Below are 14,736 nucleotides of genomic sequence, written 5' to 3'. Positions count from 1 at the left end.
GGGAGGAAGGGGACCATCCCTTTCCTTTCTGTTGTGTCTATAGAGTCTATAGAAGTGGAGGCTACCGACATGAATCTTGTATTGATGGGCTTGCCGGGTGCTGGAAAAGGAACGCAGGCTGCGAAAATTATCGAAGACTACGCCATTCCACACATCTCGACAGGCGACATGTTCCGTGCGGCGATCAAAGATCAAACACCGCTCGGGCAGGAAGCGAAATCGTACATGGATAAAGGGGAACTCGTTCCGGATGAAGTCACAATCGGCATCGTACGCGAACGTCTCGCCAAAGAAGACTGTGCAAATGGTTTTCTTCTTGACGGTTTCCCACGCACAGTGAAACAAGCGGACGCTCTTGAAGCATTGCTTGCGGATCTGAACAAACAAATCGATCACGTCATTCACATCGGTGTGAACCCGGAGAAACTTGTCCCTCGTTTGACAGGCCGACGGATTTGCCCGACATGTGGAGCAACGTATCACGTCATCTACAATCCGCCAAAAGTGGAAGGTGTCTGTGATATCGACGGATCAGCACTTGTTCAACGTGAAGATGACCAAGAGGAAACGGTTCGCCGTCGTCTTGAAGTCAACGTCGCGCAAGCGCAACCTTTGATTGACTTTTACGCTGAAAAAGGGTATCTTCGTAATTTGGACGGTGATCGTCCGATTAATGAAGTTTATTCCGATGTTCAAGCACTTCTTGGTGGTCAGTAATGATCATTACGAAAGCGCCGCGTGAAATCGATATTATGCGGAAGGCGGGACAAATCGTCGCCCGGACGCATAAAGAGTTGAAAGCTCATATTCGTCCAGGGATCACAACGGGGCAACTCGATGCGATTGCTGAACGGTATATTCGAAGTCAAGGGGCAACACCATCGTTTAAAGGTTATAATGGGTTTACTGGCAGCATCTGCGCGTCAGTAAATGAAGAACTTGTCCATGGTATTCCGGGTGACCGCGTACTCCACGATGGAGACATCATCTCGATTGATATCGGGGCGGAGTATAACGGATATCACGGAGATTCAGCCTGGACATATCCGGTAGGTACAATCTCTGAAGAGACGAAGCGGTTACTTGACGTAACTGAAGAATCTCTGTATAAAGGATTGGAGCGCGCCAAAGCCGGCGTGCACCTGACAGATATTTCGCATGCGATTCAGTCACATGTTGAAGCAGCGAATTTTTCTGTAGTCCGCGAATATGTGGGCCACGGCGTGGGACAAAATTTGCATGAAGATCCGCAAATTCCACATTATGGACCACCGGGGAAAGGGCCGCGCCTGAAAACCGGCATGACTTTGGCGATTGAGCCAATGGTCAATGTCGGAAAACGCTATGTTCGCACGCTATCCGACAATTGGACGGTAGTGACAGTGGACGGTAGCATGTGCGCCCACTTTGAGCACACCATCGCCATCACAGACGAAGGCTACGAGATCTTAACGGTCGATGCAGAGTGAGCTGTGCGCGTTATTGGTGTCACCTTTCTATAAGCCGCTATCCACTCGTGTTTGTGACCGATGATTCTCTCACGGCTACTGTAGAAAGCCCCTAAGCGCTACAAATCGTCTGGGCTCCCAATCAACTTTATAGAGAAAGGGGTATAATTGATGGCGAAACAAGATGTAATCGAAGTGGAAGGTACGGTTATCGAACCGCTTCCAAACGCGATGTTTAAGGTGGAGTTAGAAAACGGCCACACGGTCCTCGCGCACGTCTCAGGAAAAATTCGGATGCACTTCATTCGGATCTTACCAGGAGATAAAGTAACGGTTGAGTTGTCACCATACGACTTGACTCGCGGACGGATCACATACCGTTTCAAATAAAAACTCCGATTTTTTCAGGAGGAGGTATTCACAATGAAAGTAAGACCTTCGGTTAAACCGATCTGTGAAAAATGTAAAGTTATCCGCCGTAAAGGCAAAGTAATGGTTATTTGCGAAAACCCTAAGCATAAACAAAAACAAGGGTAATTAAACAAGGAGGTGCACACATGGCACGTATTGCTGGTGTAGATATTCCACGTGAGAAACGCATCGTTATCTCACTCACTTACATCTATGGTGTTGGTAAAACGACTGCTCAGAAAGTCTTGAAAGAAGCTGGTATCTCTGAAGATACTCGTACTCGTGAATTGACTGAAGAACAACTCAACCAACTCCGTGATGGATTAGATAAAGTAAAAGTTGAGGGTGACCTTCGTCGTGAAATCTCACTCAACATCAAACGTTTGATCGAAATCGGTTGCTACCGTGGTGTTCGTCACCGTCGTGGTCTTCCAGTTCGTGGTCAAAACACTAAAAACAACTCGCGTACTCGTAAAGGCCCACGCCGTACAGTAGCGAACAAGAAGAAGTAAGGGAGGGTAAACTAAGATGGCAAAACGTAAACAGAATGTTCGTAGTAAACGTAAAGTCAAAAAGAATATTGAATCTGGTATCGTGCATATCCGTTCAACATTCAACAACACAATCGTTACGATCACTGACATGCAAGGGAATGCAATCTCTTGGGCAACTGCAGGTAACATGGGCTTCAAAGGCTCACGTAAATCGACTCCATTTGCTGCGCAACTCGCTTCAGAAACTGCTGCGAAAACAGCAATGGATAACGGTATGCGTACTGTAGAAGTTAACGTTAAAGGTCCTGGTGCAGGTCGTGAAGCTGCAATCCGTGCGCTTCAAGCAATCGGTCTTGAAGTAACAGCGATCCGTGACGTAACTCCAGTTCCACACAACGGTTGCCGCCCTCCAAAACGTCGTCGCGTGTAACCCGTCTTGTACTGCAAAGCGGGAATTCGAGTAGACTTTCGTTGATCGTTTGACCAAGCAAGGCAGTAGAAACGTACACAAGACGGTTGGCGATTGAACGCGATGGCCAACATGACGATATTCAAGGAGGGGTTCAGATGATCGAAATCGAAAAGCCGAAGATTGAAACGGTCGAATTAAGCGACAACGCTACGTTTGGTAAATTCGTGGTAGAACCGCTTGAGCGTGGATTCGGTACAACGCTTGGTAACTCATTGCGTCGTATCCTATTATCTTCACTTCCGGGTGCTGCAGTCACTGCAGTCCAAATCGATGGCGTTCTTCATGAGTTCTCGACGATTGATGGCGTTGTAGAAGACGTTACCCAAATCATCTTGAACCTCAAGAAACTCGCCCTCAAAGTTTACTCGGAAGAAGAGAAAACACTTGAGATCGATATTCAAGGCGCCGGCGTTGTTACTGCTGCGAACATTACGCATGACAGCGACGTCGAAATCCTCAACCCGGAACTGCACATCGCAACACTTGCAGAAGGTGCATCACTTCATATGCGTCTGACAGCTCGTCGTGGCCGTGGTTACGTTCAGGCTGAAGATAACAAACGGGACGATATGCCAATCGGCGTTATCCCAATTGATTCGATTTACACGCCAATTCAACGTGTAAACTATCAAGTTGAAAAAACACGTGTTGGTCAAGATGCGAGCTTCGATAAATTGACGCTTGATGTTTGGACGGACGGTTCAATCCGCCCTGAAGAAGCAGTGTCACTCGGTGCAAAAATCATGACTGAACACTTAAACATCTTTGTTGGTCTTACGGACGAAGCGCTCCATGCCGAAATCATGGTCGAAAAGGAAGAAGATCAAAAAGAAAAAGTACTTGAAATGACGATCGAAGAACTCGATCTTTCAGTTCGTTCGTACAACTGTTTGAAACGTGCCGGCATCAATACGGTTCAAGAACTCGCGAACAAGAGCGAAGACGAGATGATGAAAGTTCGTAACCTCGGACGTAAATCACTCGAAGAAGTTCAAGCGAAACTCGATGAACTCGGATTGGGCCTACGTAAAGAAGACTAAAACTATTAATTGCACGAAGGAGGGAATCCATCCATGGCATACTCGAAATTAGGCCGTACAAGCTCACAACGTAAGGCACTTTTGCGTGACCTTGCGACTGATCTCATCATCAATGAGCGTATCCAAACTACAGAACAAAAAGCGAAGGAACTTCGTCCAGTCGTTGAGAAACTCATCACTTTAGGTAAACGCGGTGATCTCCACGCTCGTCGTCAAGTTGCATCGTTCGTTCGTCGCGAAGCTGCTGGTCAAAACGAAGCTGGTAAAACACAAGATGCAATCCAAAAATTGTTTGCTGATGTTGCTCCACGTTTTGCTGAGCGTCAAGGTGGTTACACACGTATCATGAAAATGGGACCACGTCGTGGTGACGGCGCAGAAATGGTCATCATCGAACTCGTTTAATTTTTAAATGATTCGAATAAAAGGGCAGTGCGTAACTCGCTTCTGCCCTTTTGTTACAAATGAAATTATTTTGATTTGATGAAGGAGGAGCAGACATGACAAAGCTGATTGAGTTGGAACAGGTGACGTACCGTTACCCGGAACAAGAACAACCAGCCTTGCAAAATGTCTCTCTTTCGATTCATTCGCAGGAATGGGTCGCGATCGTTGGACACAACGGCTCTGGAAAATCAACGCTGACGAAGTTGTTTAACGGATTGTTGCTTCCTGAACAAGGAAAGGTCACTGTCAACGAGACTTTCTCGAGTGCAGTGCCGGAGCAACTGTGGGAGATGCGCCGCGCAATCGGTATCGTCTTTCAAAATCCGGATAATCAATTCGTTGGCACGACCGTGCGCGACGACGTGGCATTTGCCCTTGAAAACTGGGGTGTGCCACGCGAGGAAATGGTTCGTCGTATCGACGACAGTCTAGCGCGCGTTGGCCTTACGGATTTTGTTGATCGGGAACCCCATCAACTATCCGGCGGACAGAAGCAGCGTGTCGCAATCGCCTCGGCGCTTGCGATGCGCCCTGATGTTCTCGTGCTCGATGAAGCGACATCGATGCTTGATCCGATTGCACGAACTGAGGTTATGTCGACCGTCCAAGAGTTATATGAACAACATCCGATGGCCGTCGTTGCCATTACACATGAACTCGATGAAGTCTTACGGGCCAGTCGTGTCATTGTCATGGATGCGGGTCAAATCGTATTAGAAGGAACACCGCAAGAGGTGTTTGCACAATCCGCGTTTCTTGAGCAGATTGGACTAGATGTTCCGTTTGTCGTCCGGGTGCAGGAGCAACTTTCGGCACGTGGTCTTACTTATGAGGACACGATACTAGATGAAAGAGACTTGGTGAACCGCTTATGCCAATCTTAATCCAGGAATTAAACTATACGTACCAACTCAATAGTCCGTTTGAACGAGTCGCGCTGCGTGATGTGAATCTTGAGATTCCGTCAGGGGCGCTTGTTGCGTTTGTGGGGCATACCGGTTCCGGGAAGTCCACGCTTGTGCAACATATCAATGGCTTGTTGAAGCCGACTGCCGGTAAAGTACAGGTCGATGACATTATCATCGAACCAAAACGAAAACAAGATTTAAAAGCGTTGCGTAAACGGGTTGGTCTTGTCTTTCAGTATCCGGAATATCAATTGTTCGAAGAAACCGTCTTGAAAGATGTCATGTTTGGTCCGATGAACTTCGGTCATGCACCGGCAGAGGCAGAACGGTTAGCGAAAGATGCCTTACGTACCGTAGGACTCGATGAAGTCTTTTGGTCACGTTCTCCGTTTGACCTGTCTGGTGGGCAAATGAGGCGTGTTGCGATTGCGGGCGTACTCGCTAGTCAACCAGACGTGTTGATCGTCGATGAACCAACAGCAGGACTCGATCCGCAAGGACGAAAGCAGATGCTTCGTCTCTTTGCTGAGTTGCATGCGCAATCCGGGATGACCTTGCTGTTGATTACACACGATATGGACCAAGTGCTTGAGTATACGAACCGGGTCGTCGTGATGGAAGAGGGACAAGTCGCCTATGACGGAGAACCAATGGGTCTATTCCGTCAAGAAACGCTGTTGCGTCAATTCCATCTCGATTTACCCCATGTCTTGGCGTTCGCCTGGAACATGGCCGATCAGTTGAACCAACCACGTCCGTCGCTTCAGACGGAAACGGAATTGATTGAATGGATTTTGCGTGTACGGGAGGATAGACGATGATCGTAGGACAACATATACCAGGGACTTCGTATTTACACCGCTCGTCTGCCGTCGCGAAAATCATTTTTGCCTTTTGTTTTATTCCCCTTGTGTTTTTGGCCAACAATGCAACAACGAATATTTTTTTACTTCTGTTTACGTTTTTCGCGTTAGCCAGTAGTAAATTACCGATCCGTTACGTCTTAAAGGGGCTGCGACCGATCTTATTCTTAATCGTCTTTACGTTTATCATTCAACTGTTGTTTACGCGTGAAGGAGCCGTTCTGTTTGAATTTGGCTGGTTCAAGATTTATGAAGAAGGATTGCGTCTCGCCATCATCGTCTCACTTCGGTTCTTTTATTTGGTATCGATTACGACACTCGTCACGTTAACGACGTCGCCGATTGAGCTGACAGACGCGATTGAATTATTACTCAAACCGTTTAAGGTCGTCCGGGTACCGACGCATGAGATTGCCTTGATGCTGTCGATTTCACTCCGTTTCCTGCCGACATTGGCAGAAGAGACGGAAAAGATCATGAAGGCGCAACAGGCACGCGGCGTCGATTTGTCGGCAGGTCCGATCAAAGAACGGTTGCGGGCAATCATTCCGCTGTTGATTCCACTCTTCATCTCGGCCTTTAAACGGGCGGAGGATCTCGCAACAGCGATGGAAGCCCGGGGATACCGGGGCGGTGAAGGGCGGACACGGCTCCGGGAGTCCAAATGGACAGGACGGGATACGGGACTGATGCTACTTCTTGTCGTACTCGGACTGCTTCTAGTGTATTTACGGGGAGGATTTTGATGCGACGCTTTAAATGTACGATTCAGTATGACGGAACGGACTATTCCGGGTATCAAGTGCAGCCAAACGGTCTGACGATTCAGGAAGTCCTCGAGAAGACGCTGGAGCGGATGCATAAGCACCCGGTCAAGATCATCGGCTCCGGTCGTACAGACGCCCGTGTGCACGCACAGGGGCAGGTGATCCATTTTGACACGGAGCTGTCGATTGCGCCTGCAAGCATGGTAAAAGCGTTAAATACGTTATTACCGGACGATATTCGGGTTCGGGACTGTAAAGAGGTCGCTTCTGACTTCGAAGCAAGGTATGATGTAGTAGGGAAAGAATACCGGTACTTCGTGCGTCAGACGGAAGATGCGTTTCGGCGTCATCAATCCGTGCTGATTCCGTATTCGCTCGATGTGGCGCAAGTTCGTCTGGGATTAGCGCATTTAGTCGGGACTCATGACTTCAGTTCGTTCTGTGTCGCGAAGACAGAGACGGACAATCGTGTTCGAACGATCTATGAAGCCGAACTGATCGAACAAGGAGCAGAACTGATTTTTCGTTTTCAGGGAAGCGGTTTTCTCTACAATCAGATTCGGATCATGGTCGGCACCTTGCTTGATGTCGGACGCGGACGTTTTGCACCGGAAGACATCAAACGGATGCTCGAAGCGAAGGATCGAAACGTCGCTGGTGTGACGGCACCACCGCACGGGTTATACCTTTGGGAAGTTTTCTACCCAGAGTCTAAAAAAGGCATTTGACATTAGCCGCTAAAAAACATACAATGTTTATTGGCATTTCATTTATTATGAAACCACAATCTTAGCCCCGTACACCTAAGATTCTGATAGATTCAAACAGTGAATAAATGAAAAATCAAAAAAGAAATTTTTAAATTCCTTAGGAGGTATTTTACATGCGCACAACTTTCATGGCGAAAGCTACTGATGTAGAACGCAAATGGCTCCTTATCGACGCAGAAGGCAAAACACTCGGTCGTCTTTCGAGCGAAGTGGCTTCACTTCTCCGCGGTAAGCACAAACCTACGTTCACACCACACGTTGACTGTGGGGATCACGTTATCCTCATCAACGTTGAGAAAATCGTTTTAACTGGTAACAAACTCGACAAAAAGGTCTACTACCGTCACTCTGGTCATCCAGGCGGCTTGAAGCAGACTGTCGCACGCGACTTACTCGCTAACAAACCTGAGCGTATGCTTGAACTCGCGATCAAAGGGATGCTTCCAAAAGGTAGCCTCGGTCGTCAAATGTTCAACAAACTCCACGTTTACGCTGGAGATACTCATAAGCAAGAAGCACAACAACCAGAAGTTTACGAACTTCGCGGTTAATACGAATTTAGGAGGAACTACACGATGGCAGATGTACGTTACTACGGCACTGGTCGCCGTAAACACGCGGCAGCTCGCGTTTTCCTCGTTGCTGGAGACGGTAAAGTCACAGTTAACGGGCGCGATATCAGCGAATACTTCGGTTATGAAACTTTAATCATGACTGCAAAAGAACCACTTGTACTCACAGAAACAGAAGGCAAATACGATATCATGGTAACGGTCAAAGGCGGCGGCTTCACTGGTCAAGCAGGCGCAATCCGTCACGGTATCTCACGTGCTCTTCTTCAAGCGGATCCAGACTTCCGTGGCACACTTAAAGCTAAAGGTTTCCTCACACGCGATGCTCGTATGAAAGAACGTAAAAAATACGGTCTTAAAGCAGCACGTCGTGCACCTCAGTTCTCAAAACGTTAATCGTTTTATCTCTCATCCTTACGGGTGGGAGATTTTTTTGTTTATTACTAATTTAAATAAAGCTATTAAGTTTAGATATACTTAAATCAGATTAAAGAAATAAAAATTCTTCCAAATGGGTATTAATAGTAGTAGAATTGATTGGATGAAAAATAAAAAGGAGGGAGACTCATGCTGAATTTAAAGATTTTTTCCACAGAAAATTCAAAGTATTCTATACCAGAACTTAAATTAAAATTTAAAGAAGATACATTTTTTGAACTAAGTGAAAATCTTATCGGAATTGAATATTTTGGTGATAGTCATGAATATATAGATATTCTTAAAACTGCGAAAAGCGTGGGTCTCTCTCAATTCTTGTTTACGTCTAAAAAGTTTTTAGGAACAATAAACTATCTCGTCAAAGAGAGATTTACTTTGGAAAAAATTAATTTTGTATACCCACTAAAAGACGACAGCAAAGAATTTGTTAGTAAACAAATAGAGGGCATATATGCAGCTGATGAAAAACAAAATTTAATTGATAAGTATTTATCTAATTTGTTAGCAGAAATAGAATGGTTAGCCGTAGATGGTTGTATAGATATAGAATCTATTTCGTTTGATTATCAATCACAAGAAACTAGACTTTATCAAAGATTATCAATATATAATAATGGAGTTGCTGTATTAGCTTCGCGAAAAGATGTTTTGATTCTTAGTAAATTATTAAAAAATACGAGGTCATCAAATTGAATTATAACAACGACTTCTTTACGGCTATTCAAGAGATTAGAAAATTCTTATCTAAATGGTTATTGATTCTAAATCCAGCTATTATTGCATTACTTGTTTTTATATTTAATATTGATCTAATAAGTTTCTTAACATCGTTTTCTCCAGAAACTAAAAGTAAGATTGTTGCTAATCCCCGATTACTTTTGACTTTAAATACAGTTCTATTAACTGTATTAGGTAACATATTTATTAATATTTTTAAATCCCCTGGAGTTTTAAAAATAAAAATGATTAATAACAATAGGAAAAATAATCATCACTTTGACGCTGATGCTATGCATAGAAGTCATTCAATTCACTTAGATGGTTCTATTGAGTTTAAATCAATTATCATTAAATGGATGTTTTTGAATTTCACAAATTTAAAAATCCAAATTAAGTATCCGGATTGGGTAGATATTTCTATTGACAATGAACCTTCAGTATTGAGATATATAGATTATCCGCAAAGTAAAATCCACAAAATTTCTTTGAATCATCTATTTGAGCAAGAATCTAAAAGTAAAAAAGAATTTTACATTCATTACGTATTAATAGCTAATTCGTCTTATCCAGAAAAAGATAATATCGTATTGACCTTAGTCGAATCAAAATTAGTTTTAATTCTTTTTGCACTTTTCTTTGATACTAAAATCGAGGACTATGAAATAGAAATGAGAAGTAACTAAGGGGGATTAATTGTGAACTTTGCAGTTGTGAAAATTGAAGGTGTTAGTAGTTTAGAAAGTATCTTAACAATTATTAGAGAAAGTCCAAATAAAACGTCTGAAACCACTAGCACTATCGGTGAGGCAACGTACAAAGTGGATCTTGCTACAAACCTGTTCGGGATTGAAGGTTTCAATATCGGTATGACAGAGAATTTGCAAGTGGATGGAAATCCTATAAGTTGTACTGGAGTTTCTATCTATACAGAAAGAGCGAAAAGACCTGAATATTGGCTACAATCTACCGGGCAACTAAAAGCAAATATTGATTTAATTAATTCTTTTCAGGCTGATTTTATTATTTATGAATTGAATAGTAATGTTTATGCTTTAGGATCAGCTGGTATTAATCGAGTAAAAGCACTTTTAAAAGATGCTTTTGAGTTACAATCAGATGAAATGATAACTGAAGATTTTAAGATTTCCGAAGACATTCTATATTGGATATTTAAAAGATTTATAGATACTCCAGCAGAATCCTTATTAAACGATGAACAACTTCATGTAACATCTTTAGAAAGTTATGTAGGAAAAACTAGAGATAAAGTGAATGCAATGAGAGGTGAAGGAGACGGTATATCTGTAATTTTAGGTACGTTAGCCTTTCTGTTTAACAACGAGGAATTAAAATCAATCAGACCTACAATACAATATGGTAACGAAAAATTACTTATTGAAATCGGTTTGACAGGTACTTTTAAATTGTGGGGAAATTCTTATAGAGGTCGAGAATACAGACAGCAAGAGGGTAAAAGAAAAGAACTAATGCTTGCTCTCTATGTAAATTTAGTCATTATTCCATTATTAGTTCGAAGTTATCATGAAAATTTAAAAAATGAAACGTGGTCAAAGCATTTAAAGATTGATTTTATTAAAAGACTTGGAGAACGTATAACTCGTGAAGTCGCTAGTGTCTTGGATAGAATTGAAAAAGTACCAGAAAATCCGCCAGTAGATTTTGGTGAATTAAAGCATACTCAATCAGAACTAGCTTTAGACGATGTTAGAGAACTAATAGATGACGAAGAAATTCTACCAATAGATGATGAAAGCGAAGAATCTGATAAGAATTTACTAGATGATGCTGACAAGAGATAAAAACTAGTTTTTGGATGAAATATATAATCTTAAAGCAGCACGTCGTGCACCTCAGTTCTCAAAACGTTAATCGTTTTATCTCTCATCCTTACGGGGGGGAGATTTTTTTTATGCCAAAAGACCGCTCTCTAATTAAAAAAAAGCGGTCAAGCAACGGTCTGCCGTTCAAAACGTACGTCGTCGTATTGTTCGGATGAGGAATAAGAGTGCTGTGAGAGCAACAAACGTCAGTGGGATGCTCCAGAGGAACAGGTCCTGTAAAAAAGCAGCCGGATCAAACGCAGTTTGCGGACCGACCTTTCCAACAAATGATGTTTCCTGACTTAACACGGTGCTGTTTTCAGGGAGAGCAGGCTGATAAGTCGCGTTCGCTTCATACGTTGTATAAAAGTAGAACGCATAACCGGTATGTAAGAGAACGGTCAAGATGCCTGCGAAGGCGAACATTTTTTTCATCAAAAAACTCCTTTTTCCGAATACTTGGTGAGGATAAGTCCATCATCAAGTATACCGGATTCTGTTTTCGGGAACAGAGGAGAAAGGAGTGTGGTGAAAGATGACACTATCAGTCAGTTGGTTGCTCGAACGGGCCAATCGGAAACTAAATGTTCCAGGACTCTCGCCGGAAGTTGCCCGAAAGACACGTCAAGTCATCCGGGAGCTCCATGTCAAAGGAATTTATATCGGGGTGGCCCAAGGATTCCGTTCCTATGCCGAGCAGGAGAACCTATATGCGCAAGGACGGACGACGCCGGGGGCGATTGTCACGAACGCCCGTGGGGGACAATCCAATCATAACCGGGGGATTGCCGTTGATCTGTTTCAATACTCCATGGACGGAACGGAAGCGATCTTTAATACCGATGCCAACTTTCGGCAAATCGTTCAGGCTATGAAACGGCAAGGGTTTTCCTGGGGCGGGGACTGGAGCGGTTTTAAGGATTATCCGCACTTTGAATTAAATAAAGTGACGACGGATGTCTTAGTGCCTTATCCGGGACAGCCACTCTATCGAGGTGCCATTCAGATGAACAGCCGTGATATCGAGCGGATTCAACGGGCGGTCAAAGCAACCGTCACGAAACGATTTGATGCGGAGACGGTTGAAAAGGTCCGTGCCTACCAAGCACGTCAAGGATTAGCGGTTGACGGTGTCGTCGGACCGGCGACCTGGAATCGAATGTTTTAACAGGTCGGGAGATTCCTTTTGGCGGTAGCGAGAAGGCGATCTCTTTTTTGCCGTTCATCCGGATAGACAAGGAAATGTCATGCTTTATGAGCCGAAATGTGCAAGCGCTATCTTATTTTTGTTATACTGAAATGGATTAAATCGAACGTTCTCAGGGGGAAGGCACTATGTTGAATGAACAAGAAATTCGCGAGGTAGTCGGGCAATTGATCGATCCGACGATTGAACGCTCGCTTTCAGATACGAACGGGATTCGGGATGTCCGCATCAAGGGGGATTATGTCAGTCTGAAAATCGCCCTCGCCCAAGCGGGTTCCGGTGAACAGTTGACGTTACAGCAACAGATCGTCAAAGAGTTGAAAGAAAAAGGATTCAAGACGGTCGGCTTACGCTTTGAAGCACTTGGTGATCACGGGATCCAAGCGGCCACGACGCCGTCGATTCTAAAACCGGAGTCGGGCACGACCTTCATCGCGATTGCTTCCGGTAAAGGCGGCGTCGGAAAATCGACGGTTTCCGTCAACTTGGCGGTTGCACTTGCGCGAGCGGGGAAAAAGGTTGGATTGATTGACGCAGACATCTATGGATTCAGCGTACCGGATATGATGGGAATCGAAACCCGTCCGACCGTCGTCAATGACCGGATTGTGCCGCCTGAACGTTTTGGCGTCAAAGTCATCTCAATGGGCTTCTTCGTCGAAGACAATGCACCTGTCATTTGGCGTGGTCCGATGCTCGGAAAGATGTTAAATAATTTCTTTTCGGATGTCGAGTGGGGTGAATTGGATTATTTATTGCTTGATTTACCACCGGGTACAGGAGATGTGGCACTCGATATTCATTCAATGTTACCAAGTTGTCAGGAACTGATCGTCACGACACCGCATGCGACTGCGGCATTCGTCGCTGCACGCGCGGGGGCAATGGCCATCAAAACAAACCACCGCTTGCTCGGAATCATCGAGAATATGGCGTATTTCGAAAGCAAGACGACCGGCGAAAAAGAGTATGTGTTTGGTTCAGGCGGCGGAGAGAAGTTGTCAGAAGCATTAAAAACAGATATTCTAGCTAAGATTCCACTTGGACAGCCGTATGCGAATGACACGGACTTTGCACCGTCGATTTATCGTGACGACCATCCATTTGAAACACATTATAATGAACTCGCAGCGCGTGTCATCGAAAAAGTAGAGGGATAATGAATGAAGACTAGAGGATTTTTGAAGCTGTTTTGGATGACGCTCCTAATCGGAACGCTCGCCGGCTTCGTGTTTAACCTTGTCGCGGAACCGGGATATGTCCGTAACCAATCGATCAGCGGATATGTCACGGCCTTGGCTTACAGCAGTACATGGACAGCTATCAGTTTGATGGGATTCTTTTCGTATTTGATCCTTCACCGGGTCGGGCTCGATATTTTCCGGGGAGCTAAGCTGTGGGACCGGGTCCAAATCGTCTTAATCGCGTTTGCGCTATTTGACGGTATTTACCTTCGGGGACTTGCATTTGGATTCGAAAAGACAAACTTGTACATTGTAGAAATGCTTGTCCTGTTGCTCATCGCCTTTTTTGTCGCCCGGACGAAAGCACGGGAAACGAACTTCACGGCATTCGTACCGACTCTCTTTTTAATGACAGTCATTACATTGATCGAGTGGGTTCCGGCTCTCCAGGCAACACAAGATAAGCGGATGTTGTGGGCAGCACTTGCGACACTTCTCGTATGTAATGCCTACCAGATTTTGATGTTACACCGCCTGCAGGAAAAACCTGCTGTAACAAAGGCAACTTCAGGGAAAAGAGCTTAAAGAACACGACGCTGTTCTACCGGTTTTTACGGGGAAGAACAGCGTCGATCTTTTTTTAATGTTTTTTTAGAAAAACAGTTGACGGGAAAAAGAAGAGTTGATATATTAATACATGTCGCTGAGGCATACGCCACACAGACACGCCAAACACGAAAATAACTTATAAAAAAGTTGTTGACATCAGTTAGCACTTTACTGTAAGATTTAAAAGTCGTCAAACGGCATATCGGACTTTGAAAACTGAACGATGAGGCAAAAAACGTATCTTCGGATACAAACAATGAATGAAGCGCAAGCTTCGTCAACGTGACCTCGGTCACACAACGAGCAAGTCAAACACTTTATGGAGAGTTTGATCCTGGCTCAGGACGAACGCTGGCGGCGTGCCTAATACATGCAAGTCGAGCGCAGGAAGCTCACGGAACTCTTCGGAGGGAAGTGAAGGGAATGAGCGGCGGACGGGTGAGTAACACGTAAGGAACCTGCCCCAAGGATTGGGATAACTCCGAGAAATCGGAGCTAATACCGAATAGTTCTTCAGACCGCATGGTCTGATGATGAAAGGCGCT

General features: G+C 44.6%; 21 protein-coding genes and 1 rRNA gene. 21 read left to right on the top strand and 1 reads right to left on the bottom strand.

Annotated elements, in window-relative coordinates; all coding sequences use genetic code 11:
• The first annotated feature begins 69 nt into the window (after nt 1–69).
• The 17 genes from ACHA8N_RS02455 to ACHA8N_RS02375 all read left to right on the top strand — a co-directional run bounded on the left by ACHA8N_RS02455 (nt 70) and on the right by ACHA8N_RS02375 (nt 11,170).
• Entirely contained in the window at nt 70–717 is a 648-nt protein-coding gene (locus tag ACHA8N_RS02455) for an adenylate kinase (RefSeq protein ID WP_026834297.1), read from the top strand.
• Entirely contained in the window at nt 717–1,469 is a 753-nt protein-coding gene (gene map / locus ACHA8N_RS02450; RefSeq protein ID WP_026834296.1) for a type I methionyl aminopeptidase, read from the top strand. The genes ACHA8N_RS02455 and map overlap by 1 nt, the downstream gene beginning before the upstream one ends.
• Nucleotides 1,470–1,619: 150 nt before the next feature.
• The gene (gene infA, locus ACHA8N_RS02445) at nt 1,620–1,838 is read left to right on the top strand and encodes a translation initiation factor IF-1 (RefSeq protein WP_012369032.1); all 219 of its coding nucleotides are present in this window, start codon (nt 1,620–1,622) and stop codon (nt 1,836–1,838) included.
• A gap of 33 nt (nt 1,839–1,871) precedes the next feature.
• Entirely contained in the window at nt 1,872–1,985 is a 114-nt protein-coding gene (gene rpmJ / locus ACHA8N_RS02440; RefSeq protein ID WP_003156543.1) for a 50S ribosomal protein L36, read from the top strand.
• 20 nt (nt 1,986–2,005) lie between these two features.
• Nucleotides 2,006–2,371 (top strand): 30S ribosomal protein S13, encoded by a 366-nt coding sequence (gene rpsM, locus ACHA8N_RS02435; protein WP_012369033.1) that lies wholly within the window; start codon nt 2,006–2,008, stop codon nt 2,369–2,371.
• A 16-nt stretch (nt 2,372–2,387) separates the two neighbouring features.
• Nucleotides 2,388–2,783, top strand: a complete 396-nt coding sequence (gene rpsK, locus ACHA8N_RS02430) for a 30S ribosomal protein S11 (protein WP_012369034.1) — start codon at nt 2,388–2,390, stop codon at nt 2,781–2,783.
• A gap of 137 nt (nt 2,784–2,920) precedes the next feature.
• Nucleotides 2,921–3,865 (top strand): DNA-directed RNA polymerase subunit alpha, encoded by a 945-nt coding sequence (locus ACHA8N_RS02425; RefSeq protein ID WP_012369035.1) that lies wholly within the window; start codon nt 2,921–2,923, stop codon nt 3,863–3,865.
• 33 nt (nt 3,866–3,898) lie between these two features.
• Nucleotides 3,899–4,270: a 50S ribosomal protein L17 gene (rplQ, locus tag ACHA8N_RS02420; protein WP_012369036.1), complete on the top strand. Its 372-nt coding sequence runs from the start codon at nt 3,899–3,901 to the stop codon at nt 4,268–4,270.
• Nucleotides 4,271–4,365: 95 nt separating this feature from the next.
• Nucleotides 4,366–5,196 (top strand): energy-coupling factor ABC transporter ATP-binding protein, encoded by an 831-nt coding sequence (locus ACHA8N_RS02415; RefSeq protein WP_147512546.1) that lies wholly within the window; start codon nt 4,366–4,368, stop codon nt 5,194–5,196.
• The gene (locus ACHA8N_RS02410) at nt 5,184–6,041 is read left to right on the top strand and encodes an energy-coupling factor transporter ATPase (protein ID WP_393964601.1); all 858 of its coding nucleotides are present in this window, start codon (nt 5,184–5,186) and stop codon (nt 6,039–6,041) included. Before ACHA8N_RS02415 ends, ACHA8N_RS02410 begins: the two co-directional genes overlap by 13 nt.
• Entirely contained in the window at nt 6,038–6,829 is a 792-nt protein-coding gene (locus ACHA8N_RS02405) for an energy-coupling factor transporter transmembrane component T family protein (protein ID WP_147512544.1), read from the top strand. Before ACHA8N_RS02410 ends, ACHA8N_RS02405 begins: the two co-directional genes overlap by 4 nt.
• Nucleotides 6,829–7,578, top strand: a complete 750-nt coding sequence (gene truA, locus ACHA8N_RS02400; protein WP_393964600.1) for a tRNA pseudouridine(38-40) synthase TruA — start codon at nt 6,829–6,831, stop codon at nt 7,576–7,578. The genes ACHA8N_RS02405 and truA overlap by 1 nt, the downstream gene beginning before the upstream one ends.
• A 155-nt stretch (nt 7,579–7,733) precedes the next feature.
• Entirely contained in the window at nt 7,734–8,171 is a 438-nt protein-coding gene (gene rplM, locus ACHA8N_RS02395; RefSeq protein ID WP_012369041.1) for a 50S ribosomal protein L13, read from the top strand.
• Between the two features lie 24 nt (nt 8,172–8,195).
• Nucleotides 8,196–8,588, top strand: a complete 393-nt coding sequence (gene rpsI / locus ACHA8N_RS02390; protein WP_012369042.1) for a 30S ribosomal protein S9 — start codon at nt 8,196–8,198, stop codon at nt 8,586–8,588.
• Nucleotides 8,589–8,759: 171 nt separating this feature from the next.
• On the top strand, nt 8,760–9,323 hold the full coding sequence (locus ACHA8N_RS02385; RefSeq protein ID WP_393964599.1) for a hypothetical protein: 564 nt from the start codon (nt 8,760–8,762) through the stop codon (nt 9,321–9,323).
• Entirely contained in the window at nt 9,320–10,033 is a 714-nt protein-coding gene (locus ACHA8N_RS02380; RefSeq protein ID WP_393964598.1) for a hypothetical protein, read from the top strand. The genes ACHA8N_RS02385 and ACHA8N_RS02380 overlap by 4 nt, the downstream gene beginning before the upstream one ends.
• A gap of 12 nt (nt 10,034–10,045) precedes the next feature.
• The gene (locus ACHA8N_RS02375; protein ID WP_393964597.1) at nt 10,046–11,170 is read left to right on the top strand and encodes a hypothetical protein; all 1,125 of its coding nucleotides are present in this window, start codon (nt 10,046–10,048) and stop codon (nt 11,168–11,170) included.
• A 165-nt stretch (nt 11,171–11,335) separates the two neighbouring features.
• Here the strand turns inward: ACHA8N_RS02375 and ACHA8N_RS02370 are convergent, their stop codons facing one another.
• The gene (locus ACHA8N_RS02370) at nt 11,336–11,626 is read right to left on the bottom strand and encodes a hypothetical protein (RefSeq protein ID WP_393964596.1); all 291 of its coding nucleotides are present in this window, start codon (nt 11,624–11,626) and stop codon (nt 11,336–11,338) included.
• Between the two features lie 100 nt (nt 11,627–11,726).
• Here ACHA8N_RS02370 and ACHA8N_RS02365 point away from each other — a divergent pair, with 100 nt between their 5' ends.
• From ACHA8N_RS02365 to ACHA8N_RS02350, 4 genes are all read left to right on the top strand, one after another.
• Nucleotides 11,727–12,359, top strand: coding sequence for a M15 family metallopeptidase (locus tag ACHA8N_RS02365; RefSeq protein WP_393964595.1), 633 nt, complete (start codon nt 11,727–11,729; stop codon nt 12,357–12,359).
• A 167-nt stretch (nt 12,360–12,526) separates the two neighbouring features.
• Nucleotides 12,527–13,558: a P-loop NTPase gene (locus ACHA8N_RS02360; RefSeq protein ID WP_147512539.1), complete on the top strand. Its 1,032-nt coding sequence runs from the start codon at nt 12,527–12,529 to the stop codon at nt 13,556–13,558.
• Nucleotides 13,559–13,561: 3 nt separating this feature from the next.
• Nucleotides 13,562–14,167, top strand: coding sequence for a KinB-signaling pathway activation protein (locus tag ACHA8N_RS02355; RefSeq protein ID WP_147512538.1), 606 nt, complete (start codon nt 13,562–13,564; stop codon nt 14,165–14,167).
• A gap of 340 nt (nt 14,168–14,507) precedes the next feature.
• Nucleotides 14,508–14,736: ribosomal RNA gene (locus ACHA8N_RS02350) — 16S ribosomal RNA — on the top strand; the annotation flags it as partial.

Origin of the sequence: Exiguobacterium sp. S22-S28, from assembly GCF_043359615.1 — a bacterium.
Lineage (GTDB): Bacteria > Bacillota > Bacilli > Exiguobacteriales > Exiguobacteriaceae > Exiguobacterium_A.
The sequence above is the reverse complement of the archived record's forward strand: the minus strand, read 5'-3'. Positions and strand labels throughout refer to the sequence as shown.

What these genes read in the sequence shown, in the direction of transcription:
- ACHA8N_RS02415 (WP_147512546.1), top strand. Translation starts at nt 4,366, where the DNA reads ATGACAAAGCTGATTGAGTTGGAACAGGTGACGTACCGTTACCCGGAA.
- ACHA8N_RS02360 (WP_147512539.1), top strand. Translation starts at nt 12,527, where the DNA reads ATGTTGAATGAACAAGAAATTCGCGAGGTAGTCGGGCAATTGATCGAT.
- rpsK (WP_012369034.1), top strand. Translation starts at nt 2,388, where the DNA reads ATGGCAAAACGTAAACAGAATGTTCGTAGTAAACGTAAAGTCAAAAAG.
- ACHA8N_RS02425 (WP_012369035.1), top strand. Translation starts at nt 2,921, where the DNA reads ATGATCGAAATCGAAAAGCCGAAGATTGAAACGGTCGAATTAAGCGAC.
- rplQ (WP_012369036.1), top strand. Translation starts at nt 3,899, where the DNA reads ATGGCATACTCGAAATTAGGCCGTACAAGCTCACAACGTAAGGCACTT.
- infA (WP_012369032.1), top strand. Translation starts at nt 1,620, where the DNA reads ATGGCGAAACAAGATGTAATCGAAGTGGAAGGTACGGTTATCGAACCG.
- rpmJ (WP_003156543.1), top strand. Translation starts at nt 1,872, where the DNA reads ATGAAAGTAAGACCTTCGGTTAAACCGATCTGTGAAAAATGTAAAGTT.
- ACHA8N_RS02455 (WP_026834297.1), top strand. Translation starts at nt 70, where the DNA reads ATGAATCTTGTATTGATGGGCTTGCCGGGTGCTGGAAAAGGAACGCAG.
- ACHA8N_RS02355 (WP_147512538.1), top strand. Translation starts at nt 13,562, where the DNA reads ATGAAGACTAGAGGATTTTTGAAGCTGTTTTGGATGACGCTCCTAATC.
- rpsI (WP_012369042.1), top strand. Translation starts at nt 8,196, where the DNA reads ATGGCAGATGTACGTTACTACGGCACTGGTCGCCGTAAACACGCGGCA.
- ACHA8N_RS02410 (WP_393964601.1), top strand. Translation starts at nt 5,184, where the DNA reads ATGCCAATCTTAATCCAGGAATTAAACTATACGTACCAACTCAATAGT.
- ACHA8N_RS02370 (WP_393964596.1), bottom strand. Translation starts at nt 11,626, where the DNA reads ATGAAAAAAATGTTCGCCTTCGCAGGCATCTTGACCGTTCTCTTACAT.
- ACHA8N_RS02405 (WP_147512544.1), top strand. Translation starts at nt 6,038, where the DNA reads ATGATCGTAGGACAACATATACCAGGGACTTCGTATTTACACCGCTCG.
- truA (WP_393964600.1), top strand. Translation starts at nt 6,829, where the DNA reads ATGCGACGCTTTAAATGTACGATTCAGTATGACGGAACGGACTATTCC.
- map (WP_026834296.1), top strand. Translation starts at nt 717, where the DNA reads ATGATCATTACGAAAGCGCCGCGTGAAATCGATATTATGCGGAAGGCG.
- rplM (WP_012369041.1), top strand. Translation starts at nt 7,734, where the DNA reads ATGCGCACAACTTTCATGGCGAAAGCTACTGATGTAGAACGCAAATGG.
- ACHA8N_RS02385 (WP_393964599.1), top strand. Translation starts at nt 8,760, where the DNA reads ATGCTGAATTTAAAGATTTTTTCCACAGAAAATTCAAAGTATTCTATA.
- ACHA8N_RS02365 (WP_393964595.1), top strand. Translation starts at nt 11,727, where the DNA reads ATGACACTATCAGTCAGTTGGTTGCTCGAACGGGCCAATCGGAAACTA.
- rpsM (WP_012369033.1), top strand. Translation starts at nt 2,006, where the DNA reads ATGGCACGTATTGCTGGTGTAGATATTCCACGTGAGAAACGCATCGTT.